At 58.6% G+C, this 13,854-nt stretch carries 5 protein-coding genes and 1 pseudogene; 2 read left to right on the forward strand and 4 right to left on the reverse strand.

Annotated features, from left to right (window positions below):
• Positions 1-491: 491 nt before the first annotated feature.
• From EN991_RS06105 to EN991_RS06115, 3 genes are all read right to left on the reverse strand, one after another.
• Positions 492-3,965 (reverse strand): AAA family ATPase, encoded by a 3,474-nt coding sequence (locus tag EN991_RS06105; RefSeq protein WP_063169422.1) that lies wholly within the window; start codon positions 3,963-3,965, stop codon positions 492-494.
• Positions 3,962-5,221: a DNA repair exonuclease gene (locus tag EN991_RS06110; RefSeq protein WP_063169423.1), complete on the reverse strand. Its 1,260-nt coding sequence runs from the start codon at positions 5,219-5,221 to the stop codon at positions 3,962-3,964. The genes EN991_RS06105 and EN991_RS06110 overlap by 4 nt, the downstream gene beginning before the upstream one ends.
• Before the next feature lie 71 nt (positions 5,222-5,292).
• Positions 5,293-10,878 carry a DUF3320 domain-containing protein gene (locus tag EN991_RS06115; protein WP_063169424.1) on the reverse strand — a complete coding sequence of 1,862 codons (5,586 nt, stop codon included), beginning with the start codon at positions 10,876-10,878 and terminating at the stop codon, positions 5,293-5,295.
• 636 nt (positions 10,879-11,514) lie between these two features.
• Here EN991_RS06115 and EN991_RS06120 point away from each other — a divergent pair.
• Positions 11,515-11,928 (forward strand): MucR family transcriptional regulator, encoded by a 414-nt coding sequence (locus tag EN991_RS06120; protein ID WP_082826711.1) that lies wholly within the window; start codon positions 11,515-11,517, stop codon positions 11,926-11,928.
• Between the two features lie 34 nt (positions 11,929-11,962).
• Positions 11,963-12,793, forward strand: coding sequence for a thermonuclease family protein (locus tag EN991_RS06125; RefSeq protein WP_127224212.1), 831 nt, complete (start codon positions 11,963-11,965; stop codon positions 12,791-12,793).
• 13 nt (positions 12,794-12,806) lie between these two features.
• On the opposite strand, the pseudogene EN991_RS06130 reads toward EN991_RS06125, so the two are convergent.
• Positions 12,807-13,854: pseudogene (locus EN991_RS06130) on the reverse strand (KAP family NTPase); the annotation flags it as partial.

Below are 13,854 nucleotides of genomic sequence, written 5' to 3' on the forward strand. Positions count from 1 at the left end.
GACTTCCCCGCCGACCAGGTGAACCGCCACATCGTCTAAATGTTCAAGAGAGACCAAGGCGCCGCTAGGCGCGTTGAGCAGGTGAAAGCAAAGGCGTACAGGTTGAAGCGCATAGCCGAGGTATTGGCCAGCGGCGCTGTGTTTTCCCGTTTGCGTCTTCGCGTTCATTGCCCATCCCGTTCTCCCGAGTCGCACCGGAAGAAGCCAGTAACGATATTGGTATAGTTCGCCGTTGTTTACAATTGGCGCCCCGGCGATAGGACGGCTAGGCGCGATACAATTGCTGTTTAGGGCCAGCTCTCGAAGTCCAGATTCGGCAGGACAATGAATTTGCAGGACGTCCATTATGGGCACATCGGGGCCGTCTATGGCTCGGGCGATATGTCCGCTTTTGGACGAACGCGAAGTTTGCCGGAACGTCTGACTTTGGGCGCATACTTGCCGTCAAATTCGGCGTCCTTCACTGGTTCGTTCACGTATTCCGGAGAAAATTACTGTGCGAGTTGATGGATCCTCGTTCCCGGTACGACAGCCTCAGCTATTTCACATAGATGCTTATGGTGCGTCAGGTAGATGACCTGACCTGTGTTTGCCATCGCTCCGAACAGCCTGAAAACCTCCTCCGAGCGAATATGGTCGAACGTCTCCATGATGTCGTCGGCGACGAATGGGACCGAGGGCCGAAATTGCGCGAACTCGTAATAACCGGCGAGTCTTAGGGCAAGGTACAGCTGAAATCGTGCACCCTTTGAAAGCGCTTCGGTGACCTTGGATTGCCCGTCACCCTGCACAGCAATGAGAACCTCACCACCTCTTACAGGCTGGGTTGTCAGCCCCGAATACTGGCCACGCGTCATTAGCTTGAACGCGTCTGATGCGCGCGCCATCATGCCGGAGCGATGGCTCTCACGGTAGATCCGCAAAGCATTGCCAGCCGACATGATGCCAAGCTTCAGCTCTATGTAGCGAACGGCCTTCTCCTCGATTTCCAGCAGGGTTGTGCGCCGTTCAGCATCCAGGCGTGCAACCGCACTATCACCGCCGATGGCGTCCAGCTTGTCGGCCGCGCGCGTCTGCCGGATCAGCTGTTGCTGGATGGTTTCATCGAACAGGCGAAGCCGCTGCTCACCCTCAGCCTTCTCGACCGCGAGGCCGTCGAAATCGATCGCGTCCAGGATCGAGCGGGCCTGCTCGAATCCGTCGACCGCGAGCTCCGCCACTATCCGTTCCTCAAGTTCGGCGACGGTGGTGCGCAAGCCATCGCGCTCACGCAACAGCTCATCGCGTTCGACTACCTCGGGCAGAGTGGCGACACCAAAGACGCCCAGCACCTCGTTCTTGCGGCGTTCGTGTGCCAAAATCTCAGTGTCGAGGATGTCGCGCGCCTCCTTGAGGCGCTTCAGGTCGTTGCCGAGGCTTGCCTTCGTTTCACGTGTCCGCTCGGCACGCTCTAGGCGCTCGGCAAGGCGGATGGCCAACTGCTCCGGGTCGGTATCCTTCGTCGGCTCGTCGGCTTCAACCGCAACGGCGATGACCTCGACCAGAAAATTGGCCCTGTCGGCCTCCATCTTGTCGATACGCAGCTGCAGGTCGTCCCGTTCCTGCAGGCTTCTTGAAAGTTCGGCCAATTGATCGAGCACAGTGCCGACGCCGGATGCGGAGAGCCCGCTTTCGAGCCAAGTTCCCTTGAGTGCTTCGGTAATGCCGGCCAGCCATTCCTCCTCGCGACGCTCCGCCACACCTACTGCAACCCGTCGTGCCGCTAGATCCTCTTCTTTGGAGCTCACCATTCTGAGCGCCTCGGCATACTCGGCGTCCACCTTGCGCTGCCGATCCAGAAACGGCTCCGCGATGGCCATGATTGCTTCGAGGGTGTCGTTGGACTCTGATACAATGCCGACGCTTCCCAGCACTGCTCTCATTTCCAAGCGTATCTGCTCGCCGGCGTCAGCGGCTCGCTCGGCCTTCAAGCGAGCAAGTTCGATCTGCTCCCAGGCAGCGAGCGCATCGCTGCGCGCCTCGATCTGATCCTCGATCCTTTCGATCAGGCGCTCAGACGAAGGTTCCACGGCGTCTCCGAGCAGGTCCCTGGCGGCCGCGCGGATTTCCAACAATTGGGTATCCACATCCTTGCCGAGCTGTGTGCGTTGGATGCCGTTGCGTGACAGGTTGGCCGCGGCCTCGGCCAGCTCGCGCGTAGTTGCCCGGATCTCAGCCAGATCCGCCGCGCCGGCCAGCCGGCCTGCGCTGGCAATGTCATCGCGCGCCAATGCCACGGCGAAGTCGTCAGCGGTGTCACCGGTCAGCGCTGCGCGGTGCGTTGCCCACGCATCATCGCGAACTCGGCGGATGGCGGTAGCCGCTTCATCGTCGACAATGTCGCCCGAGGCACGAAGGGCATCCAATCGTGCGGCGAGCATGGCATGGTTGCCCTCGTATTCAGCAAGGCGTTCGGCAAGTACGGCGGTGTTCCTTGCCAGTTCTGACGCTACCGTCTTCCAGGCGGCAATCTGCCCGGCGCTCGGAACCGCGACGTTGGCGAGAGCGAGGGCATCTCCGTTCCATGGACGCAAGCGCGCGAGCGCCGCCTTCCATCGGATTGTTCCCGCATCTTCCGCCTCGCGAGCCGTCCTAATCTCTGCCTGGTGTCCGCTTGCTCGCGCTTTCGACAAAGCCGAGCCCAGCCTTGCCCTGGCAGGTTCGGGCACCGCCCTTTCCTCGCCGACCCGCTGCCTTGCCACCTGCAGCGCATCGAGTGCCGCCGCGGCTTCGTCGCGAGCGGCACGCATCCCGGTAGCAATCCCGGACCTCTGCTCGACCATGGCGCGAACGACGCCAACGGTGACGGCAGGCAGAAGCAGCGCGCCAGGATCCGCCTCGGAAGATCGGCCCAAGGCGGCAAGGCAGCTCGCCACGCTGTTGTTGAGGATTTGCAGCTCCATCCTGCGAGTGGGCAAGTCAAAGCCAGCCGCGGTATGGCGCACCTTGCTCTCCGCCAGCCCGCGAATGCGTTCGGAAATCGACAGGATCGGTTCGTCCTCGTCGACCGCAGTGACTTTTTCCGCCAGGCGCTCGGTCTCGTCGATGTTTGCGGACAGCCGCGTTCTGAGGCTGGCATCGTCATCGATCAGTTCGGTGACACTTCCCGTCGATGTCCGGGCTGGGGAGGCGATGTCCGGCAGCTGATCCAGCCGGGCAATCTTGCGCCGGATATCCGCCAGCATCGGCGCAGCACGCACGTAACGAGCAAAGGTATCCAGCCTGGCCACCAGCACCGCCCGATCGCTGATGGTTCGGCCGTACTGCTGCGCTGCATCGAGACGTTCGGCCTCCAGGCCCTCGTAGGTTGATGCAAGGGTGTCGATCGCATCCCTGCGCGACTTTACGTCAACAAGGCGCTTCTTCAACAGCGCCAGTTCGGTTCCATGCGCCTGCTTCCGATACAGAGCGTCTGCTTCGGCCTCGAGGGCGTTCAACGTATCACTTGCGTTCCCAAGACCGGCGCTGGCCGTGAACAGAAGCTTGCCGAGGTCGCCCCGCGACTCCAGGATAGATTTTCCGCCGGCTTCCAACGTCTCGTCATCGAGTGAGAACATCGTCGTGTAGGCGTCGCGCGACAGACCGGCGAGATGCGCCGTGATCGCCACCTCGCTTACCGGTTGGCCCGTCGCATTCAATAGCGAATTACTGCGCTGTTTCGTACGCGTGAACGTGTGTTCGGAGCCGGCCAGTTCCAGCACCCCGCCGATGCGCATGGCACTGTACTCGTGCAGGAAGTTGTAGCGGCTCCGTTCCTCGATGCCGAACAGCAAGTCTAGATAGGCCGAAAGCGCAGTCGATTTGCCGGCCTCATTCAGGCCAAACACGATATGCAGATCAGGTCCGGATTCCGGTTTGGGTCCGAAGTCGATCGAACGATCGGTGAACTTTCCATAACGAATGAGGTCAAGGCGCCGCAACCTCATGACGATCCACCGGCCTTAAGGCGGGCAGTCACCAAGTCCGCGCCCTTGGAAAGCACCTGATCGAGGAACTGTTCCAGCCCGGCTTCGTCCGTCCCAGCAAAATCCCGCCCGTCGGCCGGAAGGTCGGCGACCATCTTTTGGACGAACGCCCTCGCCTCAGCGCGGAAGGCCTCCGAGGTGGCATCGGCACGCATTGATTGCTCGAGTTCGAAAATCGGATCAGCAATATCCTCGGCGGTCTCCGTCCGAGGCGGCGCGAGGTCAAGCTCGAGCTTCTCCACCCACGTATGGCCTAGCTGTTCCGCAGCCTGTTCGGCTTCGGCAAGAAGGAGGTCCCTGTCGCGGATCAGCGCCCACATCAGTGGTGACGTTCCTGTCAGGCCAATGCGAGCCACAGCATGACGCGATCGGACGGTTGCCCGCATCTCTTCGAGTGCGAAGCGAACACGCGCGACGGCCTCGGGCCACTCCACCGCTCCGGTAAGGTCGACGCTCACCCGTTCGAACTGCGCAACGCTGGTCAGCCGTTCCTCGATCTCCACCGAACGGTCGTGGCGCACCGTCACCAGGGTGACTGATTTCTCACCGGCCTCGTTGATATCCCTCCCCTGCGGTATTCCCGGCATCACCACGGCACTGGCGCCAGGATGGACTTGGCGAGCATGGATGTGGCCGAGGGCCCAATAGTCGAAACCGTGGGCGTGCAAGTCAGCGATGCTGCAGGGCGCGTAAACGTCGTGACCTGGCGATCCAGCCAGACTGGTATGCATGATGCCTATGTTGACGGCCCCTTCACGAGCCGCCGGATATTTGGTTAACAGGCTGTCCGGCGCCTTAGGGTTCGCAAAGCTCAAACCATGGAATACGACGTCCAGACCGCCGGCTGTCTGCAATACCGACTGAGCACGACCACCAAAGATGGTAACGGTGTCGGGAAATACCAGCTGTTTGGAAATCCGCGACAGGGCGTCATGATTACCGCGGATCTTGAAAACCATGATGCCGGCCTGGTGCAGGCGTGTCATCTGCGCGCCCAAGAACCGCGCTGTCTTCATTGAAGTCTGGTCGCCATCGTATAGGTCGCCAGCAATGACCAACGCGGCCACACGTTCCTCAAGGCAGAGATCCACTATCGAAACGAATGCCTGGCGGCTGGCGTCGCCCACCAGCCCGGCAAGATCGGGATTTCGCATCGCCAGCGAACGAAGCGGCGAGTCGAGATGAATATCGGCCGTGTGTACGAATCGAAATGCCATTCGGCCTCCGCCAGCAAAAGAGGTGTTCCGAGCTTCGACAGAAATTGCAACGAGGGCGCTGCAGCGCCCCGTTACACTTCAGCTAATTTCTCGCTCGCGGATTCGCCGGCCACCAACAAGCCGTCTTGGGACCGTAACACTCCTTTGGCAACCAAATCGGCGACCCCAGCTGAAATCAGCTGCCTTAATTGTGCGCTTGTGGCTTTGAAGCCCAGCATCCTGGCAACGCCTGTGGCGATTTCTTCCTCTGTCGCACCGAGGTTGGATTTCACGACTTCCATAGCGCCTTGGGCGACCTCGTCCTGCGCAATCATTTCGGGCTTGCGCAATCCAGCGGACACGACCCCACTGCGATCCCTGAGACGAACAGGAACACCTGGCTTGAAGCAGAAGTTGCCTCGACGGGCTACTGAACCACCTCTCTGTGCTATGCTTACCCCCCGCTCGATTGCATCCTGAATCCTGCCACCGGCCCGCTGCAGACCCCAGGCGTCCCGAATACGCGAAACTATTTCGTCGACATGGATTGGCGTTTCTGTAGCCACGACCTGCTCGACCAGTCCGGCCATGATTCCGCTGGGCGTCTCGTGGAGTTCGAACGATCCCGGTCGCTTTAGTTCGGCCTCTTCGTAGGCTCGATTGGGTGTCTCGGATCCGTTTGTGCTTTCGAGACCGATTTCCGTCACGTTGCCTCGGTCGACCGTAACAACCTGCACGGCTACAGCTCGATTTCTCTGGACCCCCAATTCGGCCCGCTCATCGAGTTCTTTTCTGGCGGCCTCAATCGCTAGTATGGTTCGCTCCAGCTGCTCACGAGGCCGTTGGAACCAGTCAGCGCTCCAGATGCGATGGATGATCCAACCATGGTCTTCCAGAACCGACTGCCGAAGCCGGTCTCGATCTCTGGCCGAGCGAGATGAGTGATATTCTGCGCCATCGCATTCGATGCCAAGAATATAGCGGCCTGGCCTCTCTGGATCCGCAACTGCGAGGTCGATGAAGAAGCCGGCAATGCCCACTTGAGCATGAACCTGATAACCCATTTCGATCAGCGCGTTGGCTACCTGTTCTACAAAGATTGAATCCATTTCGCGAACCGTGACTTGGGCAAGCGAAATTCGCCCTGTTCTCGCGTAGTGCAAGAAGAGCTTGAAGGCGAAGATGCCTTTCCCTTTGCCACGCTCCAGGTCGATGTCCTCGTCTGTGATGGACGCGAATACTTCGCAGCTGCGCTTGGCGCGGCTTATGAGGACGTTGAGCCGACGCTCGCCGCCTTCCGCGCCAAGAGGGCCGAAACGCATGGCCATGTATCCCTGGGCATTCTTGGCATACCCCACCGAGATCATGATCACGTCGCGCTCATCGCCTTGAACATTTTCGAGGTTCTTGACGAAGAATGGCTCGCTTGGATGAGCGTGAAAGAATTCCTCGGTGTCGGGATTTAGTCGCCGCAGCGCTTCGAGTTCATCCTGGATCGCGCGGCGTTGGCTAACCGAAAATGTTGCAACGCCTAGAGTCTCTTGCGGGTTCACCTTCGCATGACGGATGATCGCCTCCGCTACTGCTCTCGCCTCTACCGGATTGGTTCCTGTGCCGCCGGAATCGAAGACCCCCTCCGGCACATGATGAAACCGCAACCCCATACCTGCCTCTTGGGTATAAGGGCTTGGCACGATGAAAAGCCGGTTCTCGTAGAACTGGCTGTTCGATACTGCGATTAGAGATTGGTGACGGCTACGGTAGTGCCAGCGCAGCATACGCTGCGGCAAGCCGCGGGCCGTGAACAGGCCGAGGATGCTTTCAATGTCGGCGACCTGCGCGCCCTCACCCTCGTCATCTTCAGACTGCGAGCCTGTCATCTTCGCGAAGAATGTCGTGGGTGGCAGTTGGCGTTCGTCGCCAACGACGACCACCTGACTGGCCCTGGCGACCGAGCCAAGTGCGTCCACGGGCTGGATCTGAGACGCCTCGTCCATCACGAGCAGATCGAAGGACATCCGGCCGGGCGACAGGAATTGCGCCACCGAAAGCGGGCTCATCATGAACACTGGCTTCAGCGCCTGGATGGCAGGGCCTGCCTTCTGCATCAATTGCCGGATGGGCATGTGGCCTCGTCTGCGCGCCATCTCAGAACGAAGCAGTCCGACAGGTCCAGCTCCGCCGTCTCTTGAAGGAATTTTCCGGTGATGAGCCGTTACAACTTCGATGGCGCCGGCCTTGATGCGCTGGCGGTCCAGATCTGCGAAGTCACGTACAGCCCTGGAATGCAGTTCCCCGTCGAACCTTGCCAGCTCCGGCTCATCGGTCGCCATCGCCAGAAACATTCGTTCGTAGTAGGCCATATCAAAAACTGATCGAGCCGATCCTGTTGTAATCTGGCCGTTGGCTAGGCCGTCTATCAACTGTCCCAGTCCAGCCTTTCGGGCCGTTTCGGATCGCTCTTCATAGGCAACCCATTTCGAGAGCTGCTCCTGATGATCGAGCCAACCCTGCAGCCGAGAAACGACCTCGCCTATCGCGACGTCCGGAAAATCGACTACTCCAAACAAGGAGGGAGCATCGGCTTTCAAATCCCCTGTAAGCGCCTTCAATTCCCGCGCTGCCGCTTGGGCCGCTTCACGTGCTGAACGTGCCGAGTTTGCGATCTCGATTCTTTCAGGCAACCGCGCAGCCAGATGTCGGATCGAGCCATTTTCTTTCAGCCAAAGCTCGGCTTGCGTGAGAGCGGCCCAATCGGATCCTCGACCGTGCCACGACGAGCCGAATACGAACTTGCCAAGGCTCTCTCCCGCATCGATCCCTTGAGCAAGTGCTTGTAGTCTGCCTAGTCGGCGCAGTAGCTCCACCCGCTCAGTGATTAGATCCGGAACGTCAGTCAGAACCTGTCGTGACGCATCATCGGCTTGAGCTACAGTGCTCGCCTTCGCTTCCATCAGTTGCAGCGAGGCCCGCTCGGCGGAAGCCACGTCGCCTAGCATGGATGACGCGAGGTGCCCGAGATCGTTCCAGAAACCTTCGATAATTGGCCGACCGATTTCGATAACCTTGCGAACGCGCGCTGCACGCGCACCGGCCTCGGAGCGTTCCGCCATCCGGCCGGCGATAATCCGAGGTTCGGGGCCTAGCCCTCGTAGAGTCCGCATCCACTCCACTAGCGCGAGCAGTGGCGCGGAAGCCGATCGCTCCCCACGCCAATCTGCCCCGAAGGCGGAACGGCCAAAAGCGTCGCCTTCGCGGACTCTTGCTGCGGCAGCCTGACCCTTCATCAAAAGGTCGAGGAGACCAACTATCTGCGTCGCAGGCGCGCTAGGGTCGACCACAATAGTCCGCGCAAGTGCTGTGGCGCGACGGTAGTCGCCGTTCAATGCTTTCAATATTCCCGTGTGTGTGGCGAGCGCCTGCCGCGCCGCGGCCACCTCGGTGCTCCACGCCGCGTCAACAACCTTGCCCTGAAGGTCGGCTCTGGCAGCCTCAAGCGTCGCTACGCTGTCGGCAAGGTCGCCTGCCTGCTCAAGTCCGGAGTCCCAAACGGTGGCTGCGAAGGCCTCCGGACTTGCGTCAGGTGCTGCCGCTACTCGCTCGCCGGTCACGGCCAGCCTGAGCAAGCCTGCCAACGTGTCTGGCAATATCGCCGATCCGAGTTCCTGATTCAGGCGCTCAGCTTCTTCCCTCAAGCGTGGGAGCAGAATGGTGAGCTGTCGCGCACGATGGAAACCATCTTTCGGAAATTCCGAGGGAAGCTTTGCAAGCTCTGTCTCGAGACCTTCAATTGGCGTGTCGATAGCCGTTGCCGCCAACTGCTCCGAAAGTTCCTCGGACTTGCGGGCGAAATCCGTTCCTGACCAGAGAAGCGATGAAATGTCTTTCGGACGCTCATCCCATACCGGCGAGACGAGCGCCTCGGCAGGAAGTCCAGGCGCGGACGCGAGAAGCTCAGCGCGATCTTCTATCTCGCCGCTGTCGCTGAGAATTTTCGGAGGCTCGGCCTTGATCCGCTCAGCGATACCGACCAGTTTGGCGTGCAGTGCCTTGGCTTGGTCCAGCAACGCCGCGATGCGTGGGACGAGCCTCTCAATGGTCGTTGGAAGAACGACATCCAGGCCAACTCCCCGCCACGGGTGGTGGATCGGCAAGCCGATCTCGTTGATCCGCTGAGAGACCTCATCGAGCAATTTGCGACGTTGCGAAACGCCGTCAGTTGTCCAGCTTGTGGCATCCGTAAGTTCGATGTCCACTGGTTTCTGACCGACCTGCCTTAGTCGGGTTAGCTGGCCGAGAACCTGATAAGGAGTGAGTTCGGACGCTCCGAACGCAACGTGCATTCGTGCAGCATGTGCGTTGAGTTTATCGCGAGCCTCCAGCAAGCGATCAGTTAGGGAAGAAGGAAGCTGGCCCCTGGGCGATCCGAGTTGCCAGGTTCGCCGCAGCTCCTCTAGCATCATGCGCTTGTTCGCCTTGTTACTATGCAGCTCAAGGCAGGCGTCCCCCACCCCAGCAGTGTCAAGCCGTCGCTTGACGACCTCCAGCGCTGCCATCTTTTCGGCCACGAACAGCACGGTCTTTCCGTCGGCAACGGCCGACCCAATAATGTTTGCGATCGTCTGCGATTTTCCTGTCCCAGGCGGACCTTGGATAACGAGGTCGCGACCTTTTCTGACGTCATGGATCGCCAGTGTCTGAGAACTGTCACTGTCGACGATATGCAACATTTCGGCGGGCGCAATGTGCGGATCAATCGCTATGTCGTCCGACATAAGCGGCTCGCGTGTTTCGAAACCATCTGAAAGAAGCGAGCGGATCTTCGGTTGTTCGATAATCTTTGCGCCATCGGGCCAGAGATCCGGATCCAGATCACGGTACATCAAGAACTTCGCAAACGAGAAGAAGCCGAGCACCATATCGTCGCGAAGCACCTCCCAACCCTCTTTGGTCGAAATTGCTTCGGCAACGGCATCGAGATAGGCCGAGACGTCGAAGTCATCTCCCACCTCAAAACGCGGCAGAGCGAGCTTGTGAATGCGGTCGAGATAGAGTTCCAAGGAGAGGTTTGCGGTAAGATCTTCCGGCCGGGCTCGTAGGCGGAATTTTTCTCCAGCGGCCCCTCGCTCAAGCCGAACCGGCACCAAAATGAGGGGGGCCTGACGGATGTTCTCTTTGTTGTTCGGGTCAATCCACTTCAGCATTCCAAGGGCCAGAAAGAGGATATTGACGCCCTGCTCTTCCTCGAGTGTGCGGGCATCATGGTAGAGATCAAGGAGCCGCCGCTGCAGCCCAGTTGGGGTCATACGCGTCTGCAGCTTGGTGTCCGAGTGCCGCGCGGATATCCCTCTGTTATCGACTCCATCGTCCTCTGGTTGGGCGAGAGCGACGGGGGAATAGTCGATCTCTTCGTCTGGAGGGCTGCTTTCATCCTGGCCCGCTTTCGGCCTATCGGGCTTGCCGGCCAGGAAGGTAAAAGCCTTTCCTTCGGTCACCAGCAATCGATAAATTTCGGACGACTTCTCATCGACGATATCGATCGTCTTCGCGCTCTTGGAAAACCGCGGCACATTCAAAAGTCGATTGCGGGCGGAAAGATCGAGCAACTCCATCCTGGCGCGCTCGAGTTTCTCCTTTAGAGGGAGATCGCTTTGGAAGACTGACTGTTTTACGTCCAAGACTTACATCCCCTTTGAAAGGAGAACCAGCTAGAGCCCGCGTAGAGCGTTCGCGCAAGAAAAAACAGCCGTGTTCAATTAGAAACGACTGCGATCACTTCTGGACACCGTCCAATATTGCGACGTGTGATATGGGTCAGAGCCTGCATTCTTGGCCCCCTTTGCCTAGTCGCTATCCGACGAGGATTCTCGCTCCCTGCCCCCGTATTTAGCCGCCTCCACAATGTCTTTTTCTGACACAGAGAGTCCGTTGCGGACCCGAATGGCTCCCGCACTTGGAACGCGGTCCAATTCAGATCCAGTCTTTGCCTTATCCTTCTGGGGCTTAACCTCCGGCGGCGGGTCTTTCGAAAATGTCATGCGTAGGTCCTACTCGTCCAAATCTAAATGCATCCGCCTGTGAGCCTCAAGCCGCTTTCCTGGTCATACAAAGAAAACGCCGCGCCCAATCAATCCACCGTCTCTCGTGGTTCCGCATTCTGATTGGCGCTTTAACATTCATCACTATTAGCGCCTGGCATTTAGTATCCTCCCTCTACTGGTTTTTTTAGCCGATAAGTAATAGATCGGGATTTCACTGCAGAAGTCCGGAGCCATGAAGTGACTGACGAAATCCAAAATACGGCCACCGCGCTGATGGAGCTTACCGCCGATATCGTTGCGGCTTATGTGAGCAAGAATTCAGTGCCGGTCTCCTCATTGCCGGACCTTATTGCCAGCATCAATTCGTCATTAGCGCGTATCGGCCAGCCGTCCGAACCGGAAAAACCCGACCAAGTTCCCGCGGTCAACCCCAAGCGCTCAGTCACTCCAGACTACATCGTCTGCCTCGAAGACGGCAAAAAGTTCAAGTCCCTCAAGAGACACTTGAACACGCATTTTGGACTGACGCCCGACGCCTATCGCCAAAAATGGGGCCTCTCCAACGATTACCCCATGGTCGCGCCTAACTATTCAGCCAATCGCTCCAGATTGGCAAAATCGATTGGCCTCGGTCGCACAGCAGCCGCGCCCAAGAAAGCAGCAGCCAAGAAGTCAAAGACGCGCTAGCAAAACATTTGGCAGCTTCGCAAAGGATCGAAAATTGAATCGCGATCGCTATTCCCATCGCCGCAGCTCGCGGCCAAGACGCGGCCGGGTTTCAATTATGCGCAAGCGTTTCTTTTCACATAAATCATTAGCCGCGATCCTGGTGATCACGCTAGCAGTGGGCGCTTATGTCACCTCCTACTTTACAGGGTGGGGCAACCAGATCGCGGGACCCAATACAGCAAGCGCACTCGGGTCAAAACCGAAGCCTATCGTCGGCGTAGCGTCCATCGTTGACGGGGACACGATCGAGATCCACGGACAGCGTATTCGTTTCAATGGCATCGACGCACCTGAAAGCAGCCAAAACTGCAGCGACGCAAGCGGGCAAGAATACCCATGCGGCCGCAAATCCGCAGAAGCACTGGACATCTTCCTCAGTCAATCCCGACCCATCCAGTGCAACTTTGTTTCGTGGGATCGTTACAACCGCTTCGTTGGTGATTGTCAGCGGGCGGACGGTGCTAGCATTGCGTCTTGGATGGTCGAACAGGGTTATGCCCTGGATTGGCCTCGATACAGCCATGGTAGTTACGCGTCACAACAGGCAGATGCCCAAAGGGCCAAGATTGGCATCTGGGTTGGCACTTTCACAGCCCCTTGGGATTGGCGAGCAACACATGCAGCCAACAATAAACCCGGTAATGACACATCCTACGGCCTTACAGGCCGTCGCCAAATAGCTCAGAGCTATTCGTGTCAACCGCGTCGCTATTGTAAGCAAATCTCCTCATGCGATGAGGCGCGCTGGTATCTCAATAACTGTAGCTGGGGACCCAAATTGGACCGGGACGGCGACGGAATTCCGTGCGAAGGCATTTGCTGACCAAGCCAATTCCTTAGCGCGCTTTCAGCAAGCCGGACTGGCCACCAGCGTTTCGGTGCATTTGCGCGAGTGCCAATAGAGCCTGGCAAAAGGGCTGGCTGACGTTTGTCTTGGAAAATTCCACCAGCTCGTTGAGCCCGGATGGGCTAGAAAACCGCAAGGCTTCGTAGCGACAGACAGGGATCTGCCGATTATCTCTGAAGCGTTTGTCGGGTCCGCCATTCTTATTGGGATGAGCCCAGGTATAGCTCACGATCTCAGCATCAGATGGAACTTTGCCGGTCTCAATAAAATTGCTGGGGGCAAATTGCGTCCTGAGGTCTCCATACCCAACGGCACCGTACTGGTTTCCGTCCTTCACCAAAATCATGTCTGGCATGAAATAAAGGATTTGCCGGCCGACGTGTATCGACGGTGGTGTGACATTGCTGCGAACAACCGTCGGCAAGGAAGCTTGGAGCGTCGTCGACTTTTTATCGACCAACATCGTGGCTCCCGCATTGCGCTTCCAAGTCGTCAGATCCTCTATCTTGCCACCAGCCGCGACATGCCAACTCGCCGCGCAGCGTGTGAGCGTGTCAAAGGCGGCGACAAGTCGCCCGTAGGCCGCCTCCGCGTCCTGCTCCAAATCATAGTAGAGCACGCTCACCCGGCGGTAGCTGTCCAACCAGTTGCCAATAAGCATGCCCGGCAAAAAGGCAGCAATACCGATCAGCGCCACCCCACCTCCCAGCATTGCGCCTGCGATCAATCCGGCGATCCCAAACAGCACGGCCAGGATGAGCGACATTCGCGTCTGCGATTGCCTCGCATTGATTTCATCAAGCACATTGGCAAATGTCTCATCACGCATCTCGATCACATCGGCGGACTCGATTTCTCTCATCACGACGCCACCGCTGACATATTCCACGGGTGAGGATGTTGGATGGGGCTTTGGCCCAGATGGGAATTCAGACAGTTGCAGCGTCTGCTTGGCGCTGCGCTTTCCCAAAGTGCCTCGGTAGTAGAGACCGCCGACGCCTGCATGAATATAATGCCCTCGTGGGCCAGTCCCGATA

The organism is Mesorhizobium sp. M7A.F.Ca.US.005.03.2.1, assembly GCF_003997795.1.
GTDB lineage: Bacteria > Pseudomonadota > Alphaproteobacteria > Rhizobiales > Rhizobiaceae > Mesorhizobium > Mesorhizobium ciceri.